Origin of the sequence: Micromonospora sp. MP36 (assembly GCF_008119785.1) — a bacterium.
GTDB lineage: Bacteria > Actinomycetota > Actinomycetes > Mycobacteriales > Micromonosporaceae > Micromonospora.
On the sequence record NZ_VSFA01000057.1, the window covers coordinates 1 to 18,906 of the forward strand.

Genomic DNA, 18,906 nt, shown 5'->3' on the forward strand with positions numbered 1-18,906 from the left:
CGAGGCCGCCCGGGTGGTGGGGTGCTCGCCCTGCGCGGGCATGCCAGCATTCAGGGCTCGACGGACATCCCGACGCTGTTCAACCTGCTGCCGGGCTACCTGCCGATGCCGCACTTCACCGACCACACGAGCTTCACCGACTGGGTGGACAGCATCCGGCACCCGGGCCAGAAGGGCTTCTGGGACGACGCCCGCGCGTTCGGCGCCAGCCTGCTCAAGGCGTACTGGGGCGATGCGGCGACCCCAGCGAACGACTTCTGCTACGACTACCTGCCGAGGATGACCGGCGACCACGGGACGTACCAGACGGTGCTGAACATGATCGACGGCATGGTCCGGGGATACTTCCTGCTCGGCCAGAACCCGGCGGTCGGCTCGGCGCACGGCAAGGCCCAGCGGCTGGGCATGGCGAACCTGGACTGGTTGGTGGTCCGCGACCTCTTCATGATCGAGAGCGCCACGTTCTGGAAGAACAGCCCGGAGGTGGAGACCGGCGAGATCGTGCCGGAGGAGTGCCGCACCGAGGTGTTCTTCCTCCCGGCGGCCTCACACGTGGAGAAGGAGGGCACGTTCACCCAGACGCAGCGGCTGCTGCAGTGGCGGGAGAAGGCGGTCGACCCGCCGGGCGACTGCCGCTCCGAGCTGTGGTTCTTCTACCACCTGGGCCGGATCATCCGGCGGAAGCTGGCCGCGTCCGACAAGCCGCGCGACCGCGGGATCCGCGACCTCACCTGGGACTACCCCACGCAGGGCGAGCACGCGGAGCCCAGCGCCGAGGCGGTGCTGAAGGAGATCAACGGGTACGAGGTGGCGACCGGCCGGCCGCTGTCGGCGTTCACCGAGGCCAGGGACGACGGCTCCACCGCCATCGGCTGCTGGATCTACACCGGGGTGTACGCCGACGGGGTCAACCAGTCCGCCCGGCGCAAGTCGCGGCACGACCAGGACTGGGTGGCCGCCGAGTGGGGCTGGGCCTGGCCGGCCAACCGCCGCATCCTCTACAACCGCGCCTCGGCCGACCCGCAGGGGCGGCCCTGGAGCGAACGCAAGAAGTACGTGTGGTGGGACCCCGACCGGGGCGAGTGGACCGGCTACGACGTGCCGGACTTCGAGAAGAAGAAGCCGCCGACCTACCGGCCGCCGCACGGCGCCAGCGGGGTGGAGGGGCTCGCCGGCGACGACGCGTTCATCATGCAGGGCGACGGTAAGGGCTGGCTGTACGTGCCGACCGGGCTGCAGGACGGGCCGATGCCGACGCACTACGAGCCGGCCGAGTCGCCGATCCGCAACCCGCTGTACGGGCAGCAGGCCAACCCGACCCGCAAGGTGTACGACAACCCGGTCAACTCGGTGAACCCGAGCCCGCCACAGCCGCACACCGACGTCTTCCCGTACGTGTTCACCGTCAGCCGGCTCACCGAGCACCACACGGCCGGCGGCATGAGCCGGACGGTGGCGCGCCTGGCGGAACTCCAGCCGGAAATGTTCGTCGAGGTCTCCCCGGAGCTGGCGGGTGAGATCGGCCTGGACCACCTCGGCTGGGCCCATCTGATCAGCGGGCGGGCGGCGATCGAGGCCCGGGTGCTGGTCACCGACCGGCTCACCCCGTTGCGGCTGGACGGCCGGGTGATCCACCAGGTGTGGCTGCCGTACCACTTCGGTCGCGAGGGGATCGTCACCGGCGACTCGGTCAACGACCTGTTCGGCATCACCCTGGACCCGAACGTGCTGATCCAGGAGAGCAAGGTCGGCACCTGTGACATCCGGCCCGGCCGGCGCCCGACGGGTCCGGCGCTGCTCGACCTGGTCGACGAGTACCGGCGCCGGGCCGGGCTGACCGGGGGCGGCGCGCCGATCGTCACCACGAAGGCGTCCGAACGGGAGGTCGGATGATCGAGGCCAACAGCCTGTACGGGCCGCTCGATCCGGCACCGGACGCCGGCTGGGTCGAGGCGCCGCCGCGGATGGGCTTCTTCACCGACACCAGCGTCTGCATCGGCTGCAAGGCGTGCGAGGTCGCCTGCAAGGAGTGGAACGGGGTACCCGACTCGGGTTTCGACCTGCTCGGCATGTCGTACGACAACACCGGGGCGCTCACCGCCAACTCCTGGCGCCACGTCGCCTTCATCGAGCAGCCCCGCCCGGCCGGGCACCGCACCCCGCCCTTCGCCGGCAACCCGACCGGGGAGCCGGCCAGCCCGGGCAGCGCGGCGGCCGCCGCCGACACCAGGGCGGACACCGGGACGATTCCGGGCGTCGGGCCGGGGCAGCCGGAGCCGGCCGCGCGGATGGCCGCCGGGCCGGAGTTCCTCGGCATGCCCGGCGCCCAGCCGCCCGGCCGGGCCACCGGCGCCGAGTCGCGCACCGACTTCCGCTGGCTGATGATGTCGGATGTCTGCAAGCACTGCACCCACGCCGCCTGCCTGGATGTCTGCCCGACCGGCAGCCTGTTCCGCACCGAGTTCGGCACGGTCGTGGTGCAGGAGGACATCTGCAACGGCTGTGGCTACTGCATCTCCGCCTGCCCCTACGGCGTGATCGACCAGCGCAAGGGCGATGGCCGGGCGTGGAAGTGCACGCTCTGCTACGACCGGCTGGGCGCGGGGCAGACTCCGGCCTGCGCGCAGGCCTGCCCGACCGAGTCGATCCAGTTCGGCCCCCTCGATGAGCTGCGGGAACGGGCGGCGACGCGGGTGGCGCAGCTGCACGAGCGGGGCGTGCCCGAGGCCCGGCTCTACGGCCACGACCCGACCGACGGGGTCGGCGGCGACGGCGCGTTCTTCCTGCTCCTCGACGAGCCCGAGGTGTACGGCCTGCCGCCGGACCCGGTGGTCACCACCCGGGACCTGCCGAAGATGTGGAAGCGGGCGGGGCTGGCCGCCCTGGCCATGGCGGCGGCCGCCGTCGCCGCGTTCGTCGGAGGTTCGTCGTGAGTTCGGACCGCCCACCGGTCGGTGCCCTGTTCCGCCGGTTCCGGGAGCGGCTCGCCGCCCAGGCGCCCGCGCTGCCCGGCGCGCCGGGCAGCCACGGCCCGAAGGCGGGCCGCTCCGGCGAGGCCAGCTACGGCAGTCGGGCGACGGGCGCGGGCGCGCGCACCGACGCCGGTGCCGTCGAGGCCGGGCTGCGGCCGGTGCCGCCCCGTGACGTCCCGCCCACCGACCGGCGCGCTGGTCGGCGCAAGGGCGGCGGCGGGGAGCAGCTCGCGGTGCCGCCGGCCGAGTTCACCTCCTACTACGGCCGCCCCATTCTCAAGCCACCGGTGTGGAAGTGGGACATCGCCGCCTACCTGTTCTCCGGTGGCGTCGCGGCCGGGTCCTCGCTGCTGGCGGCCGGTGGGCAGCTCACCGGCCGGCCGGCGCTGCGCCGGGCCGGCCGGGTCACCTCCCTCGCGGCCGTGACCGCCAGCGCGTACTTCCTCATCCACGACCTGGGCAAACCGAGCCGGTTCCACCACATGCTGCGGGTGGCGAAGCCGACCTCGCCGATGTCGGTGGGCACCTGGATCCTCAGCGCCTTCGGCCCCGCCGCCGGGGTGGCGGCGGTCGCCGAGGCGGCACCGTGGCTGCCCGAGCGGGGGCTGCTCGGCCTCGGCCGGCGGCTGCTGCCCCCGGTCGGGCACGCCGCGGGGCTGCTCGCCGCCGCCACCGCACCGGCGCTGGCCACGTACACCGGGGTGCTGCTCGCCGACACCGCCGTGCCGTCCTGGCACGAGGCGTACCCGGAACTGCCGGTGATCTTCGCGGGCAGCGCGCTGGCCAGCGGCGCCGGCGTGGGGCTGCTGGCCGCGCCCACCGGGCAGGCCGGCCCCGCGCGGCGGCTCGCGGTCGCCGGCGCTGCCCTGGAGCTGTGGGGTTCGCACCGCGTGGAGAACCGGCTCGGCCTGCTCAGCGAGCCCTACGCGACCGGCACGCCCGGCCGGATGCTGCGCGCCGGCCGGGCGCTGACCGCCGTCGGCGTGGCCGGCGCGCTGGTCGGGCGACGCAACCGGGTCCTGTCGGCCCTGTCCGGAGGAGCGCTGCTCGCCGCTGCGGCGTGCACCCGGTTCGGCATCTTCCACGGCGGGGTCGCCTCCGCCCGGGATCCGAAGTACACGGTGGTGCCGCAGCGGGAGCGCGCCCGGCAGGGGGAGCTCGCACCAGACGTCAACGGGCCGGGCGTCGGCCCGACCGGGGGGTAGCCAGGCAGCAGGCGCCAGGCCCATGAGCCGATACGGGGGTAACGCTCATGGCCACGACAGCCGCGGGATCGCGGGGACAACCCAGACCGACGCGGGGCCGGTGGGGCCTCGTGGTGGCGGCCGTGCTCGTCCAGCTTGCGCTGGGCGCCGTCTACGCGTGGAGCGTGTTCAACAAACCGCTGCAGGCCGAGTTCGGCTGGAGCAAGGCCGAGGTGGTGCTGCCGTTCGAGGTGGCGATCGGCACCATCTTCATCGGTAGCCTGATCGGCGGGCGCATCCAGGACCGGCGCGGGCCCCGACCCGTCGCGCTCGGCGGCGGTGTCCTCTACGCCGTGGGGACCATGCTGGCGTCTCTGGTGTCCACCAGCGATCAGCTGTGGCTGCTGCTGCTCACCTACGGAGTGCTGGGCGGGATCGGCCTCGGCGCCGCGTACATCACGCCGATCGCCATGCTCGGTAAGTGGTTCCCGGACAAGCGGGGCCTGATCACCGGCATCGCGGTGGCCGGCTTCGGCTTCGGCGCGGTGATCACCGCCCCGGTGGCGAAGGCGCTGCTCGCCGGCACCAGCCACAAGACCAGCGTCTTCCTGCCGCTGGGCATCGCGTACCTGATCGCGGTGCTGCTGGGGGCGTCGTTCTTCCGCGACCCGCCCCCCGGGTACCAGGTGCCCGGCTTCACCCCGGCGGTCGGCGGGCGCGCGGTCGCCGGCACCCGCGTCTACACCTTCGGCGAGGCCCTGCGCACCCGGCAGTGGTACCTGCTCACCCTGATCCTCACGCTCAACGTGACCTGCGGCATCGCGCTCATCTCCCAGGCCGCGGACGCGGCCCAGGCGGTCGCCGGGGCGAGCGCCGCGACCGCCGCCGGGCTGGTGGGCGTCCTCGGCCTGTTCAACGGCGGCGGGCGGGTGATCTGGGCGTGGCTGTCCGACCGGATCGGCCGGATGAGCGCGTTCCTCGGCATGCTCGCCCTGCAGGGGATCTGCTTCCTGATCCTGCCGCACGCCTCCGCCTTCTGGCTGTTCGCGGTGCTCGCCGCCCTGGTCTATCTCGCCTACGGCGGCGGTTTCGGCACCATGCCAGCCACCGCCGCGGACTACTTCGGCACGCCGAACGCCGGCGCCATCTACGGCGCGATGATCGTGGCCTGGAGCATCGGCGGCGTCGTCGGTCCGCTGGTCACCGCGCTGCTCTACGACGCCAGCGGCAGAAGCTACACCCTGCCGTTCACGGTGATCGGCCTGCTCGCGTTCGCCGCGCTGGTGCTGCCGCCGATCACCCACCTGCCCACCGCCCCCGGCCGGCCCCGGGCGCACTTCGAGACGCCCGGGCCCTGACCGTGGCGGTTCGCCCCTCCCACGGGCGGACGGAGATCACATGTGGTTAAGTGCTCGGTGGAGGCGTTCAGGAGGCTGGTGCCCCTCCCGGTCTTCAAAACCGGTGTGGCCCGGGACCCGGGCCAGGCGGGTTCGATTCCCGTCCGTCTCCGCCAAGCAACCGTGCGGCTCCGCCTCCGCGGGGCGGGCCAGGGAGATGACCCGATGCGTGACGTCGACCCGCGGCGGCGGGTGCCGCGCACCGACGCGCTGCTGGCCGACCCCGAATTGGCCGCCGCCGTCGACACACTCGGCCGCGACCGGGTCAAGGCCGCCGTCGTCCGGGCCCAGCAGCGCGCCCGCCGCGGTGAGATCAGCCCCGACGAGGTACGCGACGCCGCGCTGGCCGACCTGCCCGCGCCCACCCCCCGGGCGGTGCTGAACGCCACCGGCGTCGTGCTGCACACCAACCTCGGCCGGGCGCCGCTGTCCGCCCCGGCCGTGGCGGCCCTCGTCGCCGCCGCCGGGCACACCGACGTGGAACTGGACCTGCGTACCGGCCGGCGGGCCCGGCGCGGCCGGGACGCCCTCGACGCGCTCGCCGCCGCCGTGCCCGACGCGCCCGCCGTGCACGTGGTCAACAACGGCGCCGCCGCGCTGGTGCTCGCCGCCACCGCCCTCGCCGCCGACCGCGAGATCGTGGTCAGCCGGGGCGAGCTGGTCGAGATCGGCGACGGCTTCCGCCTGCCGGACCTGCTGGAGAGCACCGGCGCCCGGCTGCGCGAGGTGGGCACCACCAACCGCACCACCCTGGCCGACTACGCCGCGGCGCTCGGCCCGCGTACCGGGTTCGTGCTGAAGGTGCACCCGTCGAACTTCGTGGTCCGCGGCTTCACCTCGGCGGTGCCGGTGCGGGACCTGGCCACCCTGGGCGTGCCCGTGGTCGCCGACATCGGCTCCGGGCTGCTCGCCCCCGATCCGCTGCTGCCCGACGAGCCCGACGCCGCCACCACCCTGCGCGCCGGCGCCCACCTGGTCACCGCCAGCGGCGACAAGCTGCTCGGCGGCCCGCAGGCCGGCCTGCTGCTCGGCGCCGCCGACCTGGTCGACCGGCTGCGCCGCCACCCGCTCGCCCGGGCGCTGCGGGTGGACAAGCTCACCCTCGCCGCGCTCGCCGCCACCCTGCACGGTCCGACCACCCCGACCCGGGAGGCGCTGCACGCCGCCCCGGCCGCGCTGCGGGACCGGGTGGAACGGCTGCGCGACCGGCTCGGCGAGGACGGGTGCAAGGCCGAGGTGGTGCCCAGCGTCGCGGTGGTCGGCGGCGGGGGCGCGCCCGGCGTGGAGCTGGACTCATGGGCGCTGAGCCTGCCCGAGCGGTACGCCGAGCCGCTGCGCACCGGCGAGCCGCCGGTCCTCGGCCGGGTGCTGCACGGCCGGCTCCTGCTCGACCTGCGCTGCGTACCGGCCAGCGCCGACGGGGCGGTCCGGGCGGCGATCCTGCGGGTGGGCGGCTAGTCGTGTGGGTCGTCGCCACCGCCGGGCACGTCGACCACGGCAAGTCCACCCTGGTCCGGGCGTTGACCGGAATGGAACCCGACCGGTGGGCGGAGGAACGCCGCCGGGGCATGACCATCGACCTCGGCTTCGCCTGGACCACCCTGCCCTCCGGCGGGACCATCGCCTTCGTCGACGTGCCCGGGCACGAGCGGTTCGTGCCGAACATGCTGGCCGGGGTCGGCCCCGTCCCGGCCGCGCTGATCGTCGTCGGGGCGGACGAGGGCTGGATGCCCCAGTCCGCCGAGCACCTGGCCGCGCTGCACGCGCTGGGGGTGTCGTACGGGCTGCTGGCGGTGACCCGCGCGGACCTGGCCGATCCCGGGCCCGCCGTCGCGCGGGCGCGGAAGGAGATCGCTGCCACCTCCCTGGGCGAGGTCGAGGCGGTGGCGGTCAGCGGCGCCACCGGCGCTGGCCTGCCCGAGCTGCGGGCGGCCCTGGACCGCCTCGTCGCCCGGCTGCCCGACCCGGCGCGGGACGCACCGGTACGGCTCTGGGTGGACCGCTCGTTCACCATCCGGGGCAGCGGCACGGTGGTTACCGGCACCCTCGGCGGCGGCCGGCTGCACGTCGGTGACCGGCTCGAACTCGCCGCCACCGGGGAGCCGGTGCGGGTACGCGGCCTGCACTCGCTGGGCGTCGCGCACGAGCGGGTCGACGCGGTGGCCCGGGTGGCCGTGAACCTGCGCGGCGTGCCCCGGGAGCAGATCGCCCGCGGCGACGCCCTGCTCAGCCCCGGCCGTTTCCGCCGCACCGACCTGCTGGACGTCCGGCTCGCCGGCGACCCGGCCGCCGACCTGCCGGCCACCCTCACCCTGCACGTCGGCTCCGCCGCCGTGCCGGCCCGGGTACGCCCGCTCGGTCCGGACACCGTGCGGCTGCGGCTGGCCCGGCCGCTGCCGCTGCTGATCGGGGATCGGGCGCTGCTGCGCGACCCCGGCCGGCACCACGTCGCCGGTGGGGTGACCGTGCTGGACGTGGACCCGCCGCCGCTGCGTCGGCGGGGCGCGGCCGCCGCCCGGGCGACCATGCTGGCGGGGCTGGACGGCCGGCCCGACCTGGCCGGGGAGCTGCGCCGCCGGCGGCTGGTCCGGGCCGGCGAACTGACCCGGATGGGGGTGACGGTCGACGCCGCCCCGGTCGCCGGAGACTGGCTGGCCGACCCGGAGCACTGGCACGCCCTGGGCGTCCGCCTCGCCGAGGAGGTCGCCCGGTACGGCCGGGCGCACCCTCTGGAGCCCGGCGTGCCGGTCGAGGTGCTGCGCCAGCGCCTCGACCTGCCCGACCGGGCGCTGGTGGCGGCGCTGCTGCGGCCGCCGCTGCGGCTGCGGGCCGGCCGGGTCACCGCCACCGCGGGCGACCTGCTGCCCGACCCGGTCGCCCGCGCAGTCGACCGGGTCCGCGCCGAGTACGGCGACCGTCCGTTCCAGGCTCCCGAGGCGCACCGTCTGGCCGACCTCGGCCTCGGCCCGCGGGAGATCGGCGCGGCGGTCCGGGCCGGGGCCCTGCTGCGGCTGGCCGACAACGTGGTCCTGCTGCCGGGCGCGCTCGACGACGCGGTCCGGGTCCTCGCCCGGCTGCCGCAGCCGTTCACGCTCAGCGCCGCGCGCCAGGCCCTCGACACCACCCGCCGGGTGGCGGTGCCGCTGTTGGAGCTGCTGGACCGGCGCGGTGCCACCCGCCGGCTGCCCGACGACGCCCGCGAGGTGGTGGCGCCGCCCGCTTGACCATTGCCCCGGTGTGCGAGCGTGTGACCATGATCATTCCGTGGCTCGGCGTGGGCTTCGCCGAGGCCCGCAGCCGGTGTCGGCTGCTCCGGCGCGCCTTGTCCGTGGTGATGGCGCTGTGCTGGTTGGCCTGGGCCGCCCTCGCCTGGTGGACGGCACCCCGCCAGGCCGGCCCCGAGCAGCTGGACCGGGACCTCGCGGCCGGCAGGATCGTCACCTTCGTCCGTGCCGACGGCTGGGACCAGCAGGGCGGCTTCTGGGGGCGACGGCCCGAGCCGCGATACGACAGCCAGGGTTGGATGATGATCTGGAGCCTGCCTGACGGCCGGGTTCGCTACGCCGATCTCGGTGTCCTGTCGACCGATGAGCCGCGGTCGGCCGACCGCGATGAGGCGCGCCTTGCTCAGGTCGCCTCCAGTTGGCGCGTCGACGGAGCGTCGGCCGACCGGCTCGCCGACGCGGCGGCGCTGCTGGCGGGGGCGCTGGCGCTGGCGTGGCTCGGGCTGCTCATCGGTGGCCCGGCACCGCAGGCCGGCAGCCGCTGGTTCTGGTTCTGGATCGGGCTACTGCCGTTCGGTGCAGGACTACTCGGCTGGCTGCTTCGGGAGCAGTGGCACGCCGAGGTGCCGGCGGGCCGGAACCGGCAGTCCGGATGGGCCGGGTTCGGCTGGGGGCTGCTCGGGGGATTGGTGCTGTCGCTGGCAGTACTGGGATTGCGCGCCCTGTTCGGTGGAATTGTCATACCCGGCGGGTGATCCCAAGCCGCTCCGCCGGCGCCGCAGGTCGCCTACGGTGACGCCATGGATCCTGCGGCGATCTGGCGGGACAAGCAGCACCGGTGGCGGATCGAGGCGTACCGGGCGCCGGACCTGCGGTTCGCCATCTTCGCCACGAACGGCACCCCCGAGTCCGCGCCGTTGTGGCTGTTCGGGATGAACGCGCTGGCCCGCTGGCTGATGACGCACAAGATCTCCCTAGACGACCTGGAGAAGGACTGACCGGCCGCGGCGCCGGGCGGCGGGAGGGGGCGTGATGGTCGGGCAACTCGTCCTGGTCGTCGTCCTGGTGCTGGTCAACGCCGCCCTGTCCGGCAGCGAGATGGCGCTGGTCACGCTCCGGGAGGCCCAGCTGCGGCGGCTGGCGCGGGCGGGGCAGAACGGAGCCCGGCTGGTTCGGCTGGCCCGGGAGCCGAACCGCTACCTGGCCACCGTCCAGCTCGGCATCACCTTGGCCGGTTTCCTCGCCTCGGCGGCCGCCGCGGTGTCGCTGGCCGGGCCCCTGGTGGGACCGCTGGGCTTCCTCGGCAGGGCCGCCCACCCGGTCGCCGTGCTGCTGGTGACCCTCGTGCTGACCTTCGTCACCCTGGTGGTGGGGGAGTTGGCCCCGAAGCGGCTGGCCATGCAGTGGACGGAACGGTGGGCGCTGCTCAGCGCGGGGCCGCTGGACCTGCTGAGCCGGCTGTCCCGCCCGGCGGTGTGGCTGCTCAGCCGCGCCACCGACCTGCTGGTCCGGCTCGCCGGTGGCGACCCGCGTGCCCGCCGGACGGAGGTGACGGAGGAGGAGCTGCGGGAGATGCTGGTCAGCCAGCGGGGCCTGTCCGCTCAGCAGCGGGAGATCCTCGCCGGGGCGTTCGACATCGCCGGCCGGCGGCTGCGGGAGGTCCTGGTCACCCGGCGCGACGTGACGTTCCTGCCGGCCTCGATGACGGCGGCCGAGGCGATGCGCCGGCTCGCCCGGACCGGTCGCTCCCGCGCCCCGGTGACCGGCCCGGGTGGCCTGGACGACGTGTGCGGCGTGGTGCACATCCGGGACCTGGTCGATGGGGACGGCGCCACGGTCGGCGAGCGGGCCCGCCCGCCGGTGCTGCTGCCGGGCACGCTGCCGGTGGCCGACGCGATGCGCCAGCTCCGCCAGCGCCACGAGCAGCTCGCCCTGGTGGTCGACGAGTACGGCGGCATCGACGGGCTGGTCACCATGGAGGACCTGCTCGAGGAGGTGGTGGGCGAGCTGTACGACGAGACCGACCGGGACGTCCGCGGCGTGCTGCGGGAGCCGGACGGCGCACTGGTGCTCCCCGGCAACTTCCCCCTGCACGACCTGCCCGACGTGGGCGTGCGGCTGACCTTCCCGCTGACCCAGGAATACACCACGGTGGCCGGGCTGGTGCTGGCCGGCCTCGGCCGGCTGCCCAGTGGACCCGGTGAGACGGTGCGGCTGCCCGGGCTGACCGTGGAGGTGGTCGAGGTGGCCGACCGGGCGGTGCGCCGGGTGCGGTTGCGGGGCCCCGCGACCGGCTCCGGGGCCGACTGACCGGGCGGAACCCGGACGGGGGAAACCACGGCGAACCGGACGAACTGGCACCGGTTCGGCCGTACGGTGCGGAGCGTGAGGGACCGAAATCTGCGCACATTCCTCGCGGTGCTCGCCGGAGTGGCGGTGATCTACTTCGGGGTCACCGGCCACCGCAGCGGCGGCGGCGAGGGCGGTATCTCGGGTGGTCTGGTCCTGCTCGCCGTGGCTGCCTCGCTGCTGGTCTGGTACCTGACCAGGCCGGGTCCGGCCAAGTGACGCTCAGCGGCCGGCTGCCGTGCGGCTGACCTCGCCGGCCGATTCCTGGCCGAGCGCCACCCGGACCAGCGCCGAGGCGAGCCGCCCGAAGTCGGCCTCGCCGACCAGCCCGGCCAGCCGGCCCGGATTCGCCGGCAGGCCGAGCCGCTTCGCGCCGGCGAGGGTCCGCCGGTCGGCGTACGGGCGCAGGTCCGGCCAGACCGCCTGCGCCTCGCGCAGGAAGATGTCCGCCCCGGTCGGGCCGATGCCGGGAAACTCGATCAGCAGCCGACGCAGCGCGTCCCGGTCGCCGTCGGCCTCCCGGTGCATCCGGCGCAGGTCCCCGTGCCACCGGTCCAGGCAGAGCCGGGCACCCCTGCCGAGCATGGTGGCGGTGCGTTCGTCGTATCGGCGGTAGTGCCCCCGCCCGAGCGCGTCCACCCGGTCCTGCCAGGTCGCCGCCTCCATCGCCTGAGGGGTGCGATAACCGGCGGCGAAGAGTTCCCGCGCGGCCGCCATCGCCACCGAGGCCCGGATCCGGGTGCTCAACAGTGTGGTGAGCACCAGCAGCTGGTAGAGCGGTCCCGGCCGGTCGGCGAGCGCGATCCCCGCCTCCTCCGCGTACGTGCGGGCCTGCCGGTCCAGCAGCACCCGCGCCACGTTCCGATCGTCTGGCATCCCGTCCGGGTACCCGCACCGGCGAGAGGCAGACGCCCGCGCCGGACCCGGAATGCGGCTGGTCGGCGCGGGTACCCCGGTCATGTGCGCGGCCCACGTCGCGCGCACCCACCGGAAGGAGAGACCCGTGGTCAATCCGCAGCAGCCGGAGTTGCGCCGCAACAACCGAGGCACCACCAGCCAGGACAGCAAGGTTCCCGGCGCCGCGGGAGCCCCGCGGAACCGTGGCTCCTCCAACGCGGACGTCGGGCGACCGGTTCCGAAGGGCCAGGTGTCGCCGCACGGCCCGGCCGACAAGCAGGTGGCCGACGACGAGAGCGGCCAGCGGGGCTAACGGCCCCGCCGCGACGGCGGCCGCAGCCTCCGCCAGGTGGCTGCGGCCGCCATTCCGTACGCCAGATGCGGCACGATGTCGGACAGCCAGTCCTTGGGCCGCCAGGTCCGGGGATCGCTCACGCCGAGGGCGGCGATCGACCCGTCGGTGGTCGCCATCACCCCGCCGCCGAGCACTCCCGCGGCGACCGGCAGCGGGATGCGGCGACGGGCGGCAAGTAACCCGAACACGGCACCGGCGGCGATGCCGGTGCCGTAGCCGAGCACCGCCCCGAGCCCGGAGCGGCGGTTGGTCGCCTTCTCCTCGGGCCCGAGGTCGAGGTGCGCGGCGTGGGCCATGCGGCCGGCGGTCTCGTCCGGGGTGCTGCTCGCCGGGCGGGCCCGGACCACCATGTCCAGGAAACTGACGACGTTCAACGCGGCGGTGCCGACGGCGCCCGCGATGGCGCCGTCGACCACGGGTGCCGCCCTCACTTCGGGTCGCCCGGTTCGCGCTCACCCTTGGGGCCGAACGTCCGTTCCCCCCGGACGATGCCCCGCTGGCCGCGGTCGTCCTGGAGGATCCGATTCGCCACCTGGTTCGCCTCCTGGTCGGCGGCCCGCCCGGAATTCTCGATCAGATCGCGCAGCCGCGCCCGCTCCTTGTCGTACGCGTTGCTGCCCGGCCGTGGTCCTGGCATCGCTGCCTCCTCCGGTGTGGGTACCCGCACCGTCTACCCACCCACGGCGGCACCAACCGTTCAGCCGGGGGAGCGGACCACCGCCACCGGGCAGTCGGCGTGGTGCAGCACGCCCTGGCTCACCGAGCCCAGCAGCAGCCCGCTCAGCTCGCCGCGGCCCTGCCCGCCGACGACCATCAGTTGGGCGTCGCGGGCGGCGTCGGTGAGCACGGCGACCGGTCGGCCGTGCACCGCCTCCCGGCTCACCGGCACCTCCGGGTAACGCTCGGCCAGCGGGGCGAGCGACCGGGCCAGGACCTGGTCCTCCGCGTCGTGCAGCCGGTCCTCCTGGTAGACCAGCGGCTGCATGTCGCCGGGGCCGGTGGAGACGGGATGGGTGTAGGCGAGCACGGCCCGCAGCGGAGCCCCGCGCAGCGCCGCCTCCTCGGCGGCGAAGTCGACCGCGGCCCGGGACGGCGGGGAGCCGTCGACCCCGACCACCACCGGGCCGGCGGCCCGCTCCGCGCCGCGGGCCACCAGCACCGGGCAGTCGGCGTGCGCGGCGACCTGGATGGCCACGGAGCCGACCACCAGGGCAGCGAACCCGCCGAGGCCGCGGTCGCCTAGGACGATCATCGCGGCGGTGGGGGACTCGCCGAGCAGCACCGCCGCCGCCTCGCCGTCGATGATCTCGCCGGAGACCCGGACCCCGGGCGCCGCCGTCTCCGCCGCCGCCACGGCCGCGGCGACGAGCTGTTCCGCCTGGTGGCGCAGGCCGCCCCCGGGTGGCGCCCCGGCGGGCGGGTTGACCGGTACGCGCAACAGCGGCCAGATGAACCCGTGCACCACCCGCAGCGGCCGGTGCCGCCGGGCGGCCTCGGCCGCCGCCAGCCGGACGGCCCGCAGCGCCGGTTCCGAGCCGTCGACGCCGACCACCACCGCCGCGCCGTTCGCCGAGTTCACCGTTGCACCTCCTGGCCGCCGGACGCCCGCGGCCAGTATCGCGGCCGGCCGTGCGTCGTCGGGGCCATACCGCCGGAGCCGGCCCGTGGGTACGCTGTCGACCACCGCCCGAGGAAGGGAGCCTCGTCGATGGCCGAGCCCGACCAGCCGAGCACCGCCCGTATGATCGACTTTTGGCTCGGCGGCGAGCACCACTTCCCGGTGGACGTGGCCGCGGCCCGCGCCTTCGAGGGCGCGTACGGGCCCTGTGCGGCGATCTTCCGCTCGCTGCGGGGCTTCCTCGGCCGGGCGGTCGGGTCGATCGCCGGCGCCGGGGTGGACGGTTTCCTGGTCTTCGGTGCCGGCGTGCCGACCCGGGGCAACGTGCACGAGGTCGCCCCGGACGCCACCGTGCTCTACACCGACGTCGACCCGGTGACCATCCGGCTGGGCCAGCGCCTGCTGGCCGGCAGCGACCGCGCCGGGTACGGCTTCGGCGACGCCACCGACATCGGCACCATCGACCCGGCCCAGCTGCACCGCTTCGTACCGGGGTGGGGGCGCAGGCCGGTCGGGGTGGTCTTCCTCGGGCTGGCCGCGTTCCTGGACGACGCCACGCTGGCTCGCACCCTCGACGAGCTGTACGAGGTGGCCGCGCCGGGCAGTTTCCTGGCGATCGACTTCGACAGCGAGGAGCTGTCCGGACATCCGGAGGCGCTGGCGATGATGGGGCCGGCGTTCCGGATGCGATCGCCGGCCGCGTTCGCGCCACTGCTCGGCCGCTGGCAGCCCACGGTGGACGGCATCGTCCCGGTCGCGGAGTGGCGTCCGGCGGGTGAGCCCGACCCGGTGCCTGACGCCTTCTACGGCGCGGTCGCCACCAGGGCCGCGGCCTGACCGCGGCCCGTTCCGGCCTCCTGGCACGTCCCGGACCCGCCACCGTCGCCCGCCGGCGAACCGGCGGGAGCCGGGGCGGCCGGCGGCTGGGCGCCCTCCGTATGATGCTTGCTCCGTAGCAATAGTCGCCTTCGGAGGATGAGCATGCCGGATGGGCCCGGACAGGTGTCGCGTGCCCTGCGCGCGGCGTCGCCCGACCAGTTGGCGGAGGCCGCCGACCGGGCGGTCCGCCTGGCGCTGGACGCGTCGCGGACCGAGGTGTTCATCGCCGACTACCGGTCCAGCGGGCTCTGGCCGGTGCTCGACCCGAACCTGCCCGACGGCGGCTTCCTCGCCTGTCAGGGCGTGGCGCAGCGCTGCTTCAGCAGTCAGCAGCCGGTGCTGGACGCTGGTGAGGACGGTCGCTGCCGGGTCTACCTGCCCCTGTCGCTGTGGGGTGAGCGGCTCGGGGTGCTGATGCTGGAGCTGCCGGTGCATCCGGATGCGGCGACCCTGGAGGTGGCCCGGGACGTGGCGGGCGAGTTGGCGGTGGCGCTGCGGGCCGCGGACCGGGCGACCGACCGCTACCGGCGGGCCCGTCGGCGGGAGCGGCTCAGCATGGCGGCGGAGATGCAGTGGGACCTGCTGCCCGGGCGCAGCGTCACGCACGGCGACTTCGTGCTGGCCGGGCAGCTCGAACCGGCGTACACCGTGGGCGGCGACCACTTCGACTGGTCGGTCGACGGCGACCGGCTGACGGTCACCGTGCTCAACGGCGCCGGCAGCGGCCTGGCCGCGTCGCTGCTGACCGCGGTGACCGTCAACGCGATGCGCAACGCCCGGCGCTCGGGCGGAAGCCTGGTGGAGCAGGCCGAGCTGGCCTCGGACACCATCTTTTACCAGCACCGGGGGAGCCGGCACGTGGCCACGCTGCTGCTGCAGCTCGACACCCGGCGGGGCCTGGTCCGGGCGGTCGACGCCGGTTCGCCGCACGTGCTGCGGCTGCGTGGCGGCACGGTCGCCCGGGTCCCGTTGGAGCAGCAGTTGCCGCTGGGCATGTTCGCCGAGACCCGGTACGAGGTGCAGGAGTTCACCGTGGAGCCGGGGGACCGGCTCTTCGTGGTCAGCGACGGGGTGTACGCGGCGCAGCCGGACGGGCGGGAGCCGTACGGGGAGCGGGGCATGGCGCGATCGATGCGGTCCACTCGGTTGCAGCCAGCGGCCGAAGCAGTTGGTACGGTGATGCGCGAACTGCACGCGTACCACGCCGACGCGGATCTCCGTGACGACGCGGTGGTCGTCTGCCTGGACTGGCGCGGTTCCAGCCCTCCGGACGACGCCGGCGGGCAGTGACCAGACCGGCGGGCGAACACATCGCAGGGGACATCGGGTGGAGCGATCTCCGAATCTTGCCGCAGCCATCGACGCGGCTGCCGAGGCGCTCATCGGTGTGCTCGACTCCGCCACCTCCCGGCACGCGCTGAGCGTCTCGCCGACCCAGCTCCGGGTGCTGTCGTTGATCATGGCCCATCCGGACACCAACGTGAACCGGCTGGCCGAGCTGCTGGATGTCGTGCCCTCCTCGGCCAGCCGGCTCTGTGACCGGCTGGAGGCGGTCGGCCTGGTGCGCCGGGCGGCCGATCCGCGCGACCGGCGCGAGGTGCGGTTGGTCCCCACCGGCGCGGCCGAGACCCTGTTGCGGGACCTGAAGGCGCGCCGCCACCAGGCGGTCCAGGCGGTGCTGGACCGGATGCCCAACCGGGTCCAGCACGAGCTGTTGCTGGCCCTGCTCGCGTTCAGCCAGGCGGCGTCGCTGGGCGCCCAGCAGACCGGCCCCGACTCCACGGCCCGCACGGCCTGACCTCGGCGGCCCTGCCCACGCGGTTTCTGCGTTCCCACTAGCGTCCTAGGACGCCTCAGAGGTGGTATACCACCACACGTAACGCAGACACGCGAATCGCCAACGGAAAGCAGCCCCCGGAGCACGCCGAAGCGGCCCGATATAGTGGCAGCGCAAAACTGGCCGGTTCACGATCGACACGAGCGTGGGCGGCATCGGGGAGGTCCCAGCCCGGGATCGCAGAGGGCGCCGGCGCTGACCGGCCGGCAACGCGCACGTCCTGGAGGAGCGGCCGATCGTGGTCGGTCGCCGGGCCGTGCTGCGAAGGGAGGGTTCGGTGTCGCGTCGGCCGGCTCCATCGGAGCATCCGGCTCCCGACGGTGCGGCGGTCGTGGTGGACCGTGTCCTCACCCTGCCGAACGTGATCAGTTTCGTCCGGCTCGTCGGCGTGCCGCTGTTCCTCTACCTCTTCCTGGTGGTCCGGGCCGACGTGGCAGCGATCGTGGTGCTGGCGATCGGCGGGACCAGCGACTGGGTGGACGGCTGGATCGCCCGCCGGTTGCACCAGGTCAGCCGGCTGGGGGAGCTGCTCGACCCGCTCGCCGACCGGCTCTACATCCTGGCCACGCTGCTGGCGTTCACCGCACGCGAGGTGGTGCCGTGGCAGTTCACCGCCGCGCTGCTGGCCCGCGAGCTGCTCCTGCTCGGGTCGCTCGGGGTGCTGCGCCGCTACGGTTACGGCCCACCGCCGGTGCACTACGTCGGCAAGACGGCGACGTTCCTGCTGCTGGCCGCGTTCCCGATCCTGTTGCTGGCCGCCGCCGCGCCGGGCATCGCCACCGCGGCCGAGGCGATCGGTTGGGGCCTGGCCTGGTGGGGTCTGGTGCTCTACTGGGTGGCCGGCGGGATGTACGTGGTGCAGGCCAGCCGCCTGGTCCGGGAGATGCGGGCGCGGCGTGCGGGCGCGGCGGCATGAGCGTGGCACCTCGGGACAAGGCCTGGGACCCGTCCGCGCGGTCGTACGCCCCCGACTTCCTGACAGAGCTGTTCCGTAACCCGCTCGATCCCGGGTACGCCGACGCGGCGGCGGGGCGTCGGGAGGGGCCGCCCTCGCGGCTGCGGCGCCTGCTGGCCCGTCCGGTCAGCCTGGTGGTGCTCGTGGTGATCGGGTTCCTGTTCGCGGTGGCGTACCGGGAGACGATCGCGGAGGAGCCGAGCCGGGCGAAGGCGCGGGCCGGGCTGATCGCCGAGATCAAGCAGCGGGAGGCCGAGACGGACCGGTTGACCGAGCGGGCGGACCAGTTGCGCGAGGAGGTCGGCCGGCAGCGGGACGCGGCGCTGGGCGGTTCGCAGGCGTCCCGGCTGCGGAACCTGGAGGCCGGTACGGGCCTGGGCCGGGTGCGCGGTGACGGTGTGGTGGTGCGGCTGGCCGACGCGCCGGCGGACAAGGACGCGGTGACCGGCGCGGACGCCGGTCCGTCCCACGTGTTGTATTCGGATCTGCAGAAGGTGGCGAACGCGCTGTGGGCGGCGGGCGCGGAGGCGGTCGCGATCAACGGGCAGCGGTTGACGGCGACGTCGACGATCCGTTCGGCCGGTGAGGCGATCCTGGTGGACTACCGGCCGGTGACGAGCCCGTACGAGGTGTCGGCGATCGGGCCGGGGTCGATGCGGGACAAGTTCGACGGCAGCCGGGCAGCGAGTGGGATGCGGTATGTGGCGCGGACCACCGGGTTGTCGTTCGGGGTGAAGGAGGCCGACAACCTCACCCTGCCGGCCGCGCCGCAGCCACGGCTACGCTACGCCGAGCCCTCGGTGAGTCCGAGCCCGTCGCCGTCGGGTTCGGGTGTCGCCGGTTCGACCAGTCCCGGGCCGTCCGGCTCGGCGACGTCTCCAAGCCCCTCTGGAGGTGGCCGATGATCGCGGTGCTGGCGTTGCTCGCCGGTGTGCTGCTCGGGGTGTATCTGGATCCCACGGTGCCCGCGGGGTTGCAGCCGTACCTGCCGATCGCCGTGGTGGCGGCGCTGGACGCGGTGTTCGGCGGCGTGCGGGCGAAGCTGGACCGGATCTTCGACGACAAGCAGTTCGTGGTGTCGTTCATCTCGAACGTGCTGGTGGCGGGTGTGATCGTGTATCTGGGTGACCAGTTGGGGGTGGGCGGGCAGTTGTCCACCGGTGTGGTGGTCGTGCTCGGGGTGCGCATCTTCGGGAACGTGGCGGCGATCCGCCGGCACCTGTTCCGGGCGTAGGTTGT

The 18,906-nt window shown here is 74.6% G+C and carries 21 protein-coding genes and 1 tRNA gene; 18 read left to right on the plus strand and 4 right to left on the minus strand.

Annotated elements, in window-relative coordinates:
- The 11 genes from FXF52_RS27465 to FXF52_RS27515 form a co-directional block, all read left to right on the plus strand.
- Positions 1–1,893 (plus strand): molybdopterin dinucleotide binding domain-containing protein (locus FXF52_RS27465; RefSeq protein ID WP_148801229.1); only part of this gene is annotated, 1,893 nt, incomplete at its 5' end.
- A complete protein-coding gene (locus tag FXF52_RS27470; RefSeq protein ID WP_148801230.1) occupies positions 1,890–2,933 on the plus strand; it encodes a 4Fe-4S dicluster domain-containing protein in 1,044 nt (347 codons plus the stop codon). The genes FXF52_RS27465 and FXF52_RS27470, both read left to right, overlap by 4 nt.
- Positions 2,930–4,177, plus strand: coding sequence for an NrfD/PsrC family molybdoenzyme membrane anchor subunit (nrfD, locus tag FXF52_RS27475; protein WP_148801231.1), 1,248 nt, complete (start codon positions 2,930–2,932; stop codon positions 4,175–4,177). Before FXF52_RS27470 ends, nrfD begins: the two co-directional genes overlap by 4 nt.
- Positions 4,178–4,299: 122 nt before the next feature.
- Complete coding sequence (locus FXF52_RS27480) at positions 4,300–5,514, plus strand: OFA family MFS transporter (protein ID WP_222870708.1); 1,215 nt, start codon at positions 4,300–4,302, stop codon at positions 5,512–5,514.
- A gap of 59 nt (positions 5,515–5,573) precedes the next feature.
- A tRNA-Sec gene (locus FXF52_RS27485) sits at positions 5,574–5,669 on the plus strand.
- A 49-nt stretch (positions 5,670–5,718) separates the two neighbouring features.
- Positions 5,719–7,011 (plus strand): L-seryl-tRNA(Sec) selenium transferase, encoded by a 1,293-nt coding sequence (gene selA / locus FXF52_RS27490; protein WP_148801233.1) that lies wholly within the window; start codon positions 5,719–5,721, stop codon positions 7,009–7,011.
- Between the two features lie 2 nt (positions 7,012–7,013).
- Complete coding sequence (selB, locus tag FXF52_RS27495) at positions 7,014–8,777, plus strand: selenocysteine-specific translation elongation factor (protein WP_148801234.1); 1,764 nt, start codon at positions 7,014–7,016, stop codon at positions 8,775–8,777.
- 29 nt (positions 8,778–8,806) lie between these two features.
- Complete coding sequence (locus FXF52_RS27500; RefSeq protein WP_148801235.1) at positions 8,807–9,532, plus strand: hypothetical protein; 726 nt, start codon at positions 8,807–8,809, stop codon at positions 9,530–9,532.
- 45 nt (positions 9,533–9,577) lie between these two features.
- Complete coding sequence (locus FXF52_RS27505) at positions 9,578–9,775, plus strand: hypothetical protein (RefSeq protein ID WP_148801236.1); 198 nt, start codon at positions 9,578–9,580, stop codon at positions 9,773–9,775.
- Positions 9,776–9,809: 34 nt separating this feature from the next.
- Entirely contained in the window at positions 9,810–11,087 is a 1,278-nt protein-coding gene (locus FXF52_RS27510) for a hemolysin family protein (RefSeq protein WP_148801275.1), read from the plus strand.
- A 75-nt stretch (positions 11,088–11,162) separates the two neighbouring features.
- Positions 11,163–11,345 carry a hypothetical protein gene (locus FXF52_RS27515; RefSeq protein WP_148801237.1) on the plus strand — a complete coding sequence of 61 codons (183 nt, stop codon included), beginning with the start codon at positions 11,163–11,165 and terminating at the stop codon, positions 11,343–11,345.
- Between the two features lie 3 nt (positions 11,346–11,348).
- Here FXF52_RS27515 and FXF52_RS27520 read toward each other — a convergent pair whose 3' ends face one another.
- Positions 11,349–12,002, minus strand: a complete 654-nt coding sequence (locus tag FXF52_RS27520; RefSeq protein WP_148801238.1) for a hypothetical protein — start codon at positions 12,000–12,002, stop codon at positions 11,349–11,351.
- 127 nt (positions 12,003–12,129) lie between these two features.
- Here FXF52_RS27520 and FXF52_RS27525 point away from each other — a divergent pair, with 127 nt between their 5' ends.
- The gene (locus FXF52_RS27525) at positions 12,130–12,336 is read left to right on the plus strand and encodes a hypothetical protein (protein ID WP_148801239.1); all 207 of its coding nucleotides are present in this window, start codon (positions 12,130–12,132) and stop codon (positions 12,334–12,336) included.
- Here FXF52_RS27525 and FXF52_RS27530 read toward each other — a convergent pair.
- Genes FXF52_RS27530 through FXF52_RS27540 form a run of 3 tightly spaced genes read right to left on the minus strand, consistent with a single transcriptional unit; the run spans position 12,333 to position 13,957 of the window.
- Positions 12,333–12,809, minus strand: a complete 477-nt coding sequence (locus FXF52_RS27530) for a hypothetical protein (RefSeq protein ID WP_148801240.1) — start codon at positions 12,807–12,809, stop codon at positions 12,333–12,335. The genes FXF52_RS27525 and FXF52_RS27530 overlap by 4 nt on opposite strands.
- Positions 12,806–13,015, minus strand: a complete 210-nt coding sequence (locus FXF52_RS27535; RefSeq protein ID WP_073833194.1) for a phosphatidylethanolamine-binding protein — start codon at positions 13,013–13,015, stop codon at positions 12,806–12,808. Before FXF52_RS27535 ends, FXF52_RS27530 begins: the two co-directional genes overlap by 4 nt.
- A 60-nt stretch (positions 13,016–13,075) precedes the next feature.
- Positions 13,076–13,957, minus strand: a complete 882-nt coding sequence (locus FXF52_RS27540; protein WP_148801241.1) for a universal stress protein — start codon at positions 13,955–13,957, stop codon at positions 13,076–13,078.
- Positions 13,958–14,086: 129 nt separating this feature from the next.
- Between FXF52_RS27540 and FXF52_RS27545 the strand changes: the two genes are divergently transcribed.
- From FXF52_RS27545 to FXF52_RS27570, 6 genes are all read left to right on the plus strand, one after another.
- On the plus strand, positions 14,087–14,833 hold the full coding sequence (locus tag FXF52_RS27545) for an SAM-dependent methyltransferase (protein ID WP_148801242.1): 747 nt from the start codon (positions 14,087–14,089) through the stop codon (positions 14,831–14,833).
- A gap of 144 nt (positions 14,834–14,977) precedes the next feature.
- Positions 14,978–16,165, plus strand: a complete 1,188-nt coding sequence (locus FXF52_RS27550; protein WP_148801243.1) for a PP2C family protein-serine/threonine phosphatase — start codon at positions 14,978–14,980, stop codon at positions 16,163–16,165.
- A gap of 37 nt (positions 16,166–16,202) precedes the next feature.
- Positions 16,203–16,673: a MarR family winged helix-turn-helix transcriptional regulator gene (locus tag FXF52_RS27555; RefSeq protein ID WP_148801244.1), complete on the plus strand. Its 471-nt coding sequence runs from the start codon at positions 16,203–16,205 to the stop codon at positions 16,671–16,673.
- Positions 16,674–16,989: 316 nt separating this feature from the next.
- Entirely contained in the window at positions 16,990–17,628 is a 639-nt protein-coding gene (locus tag FXF52_RS27560; RefSeq protein WP_148801245.1) for a CDP-alcohol phosphatidyltransferase family protein, read from the plus strand.
- A complete protein-coding gene (locus FXF52_RS27565; protein ID WP_148801246.1) occupies positions 17,625–18,572 on the plus strand; it encodes a DUF881 domain-containing protein in 948 nt (315 codons plus the stop codon). The genes FXF52_RS27560 and FXF52_RS27565 overlap by 4 nt, the downstream gene beginning before the upstream one ends.
- The gene (locus tag FXF52_RS27570) at positions 18,569–18,901 is read left to right on the plus strand and encodes a small basic family protein (RefSeq protein WP_148801247.1); all 333 of its coding nucleotides are present in this window, start codon (positions 18,569–18,571) and stop codon (positions 18,899–18,901) included. The genes FXF52_RS27565 and FXF52_RS27570 overlap by 4 nt, the downstream gene beginning before the upstream one ends.
- The last annotated feature ends 5 nt before the right edge of the window (positions 18,902–18,906 follow it).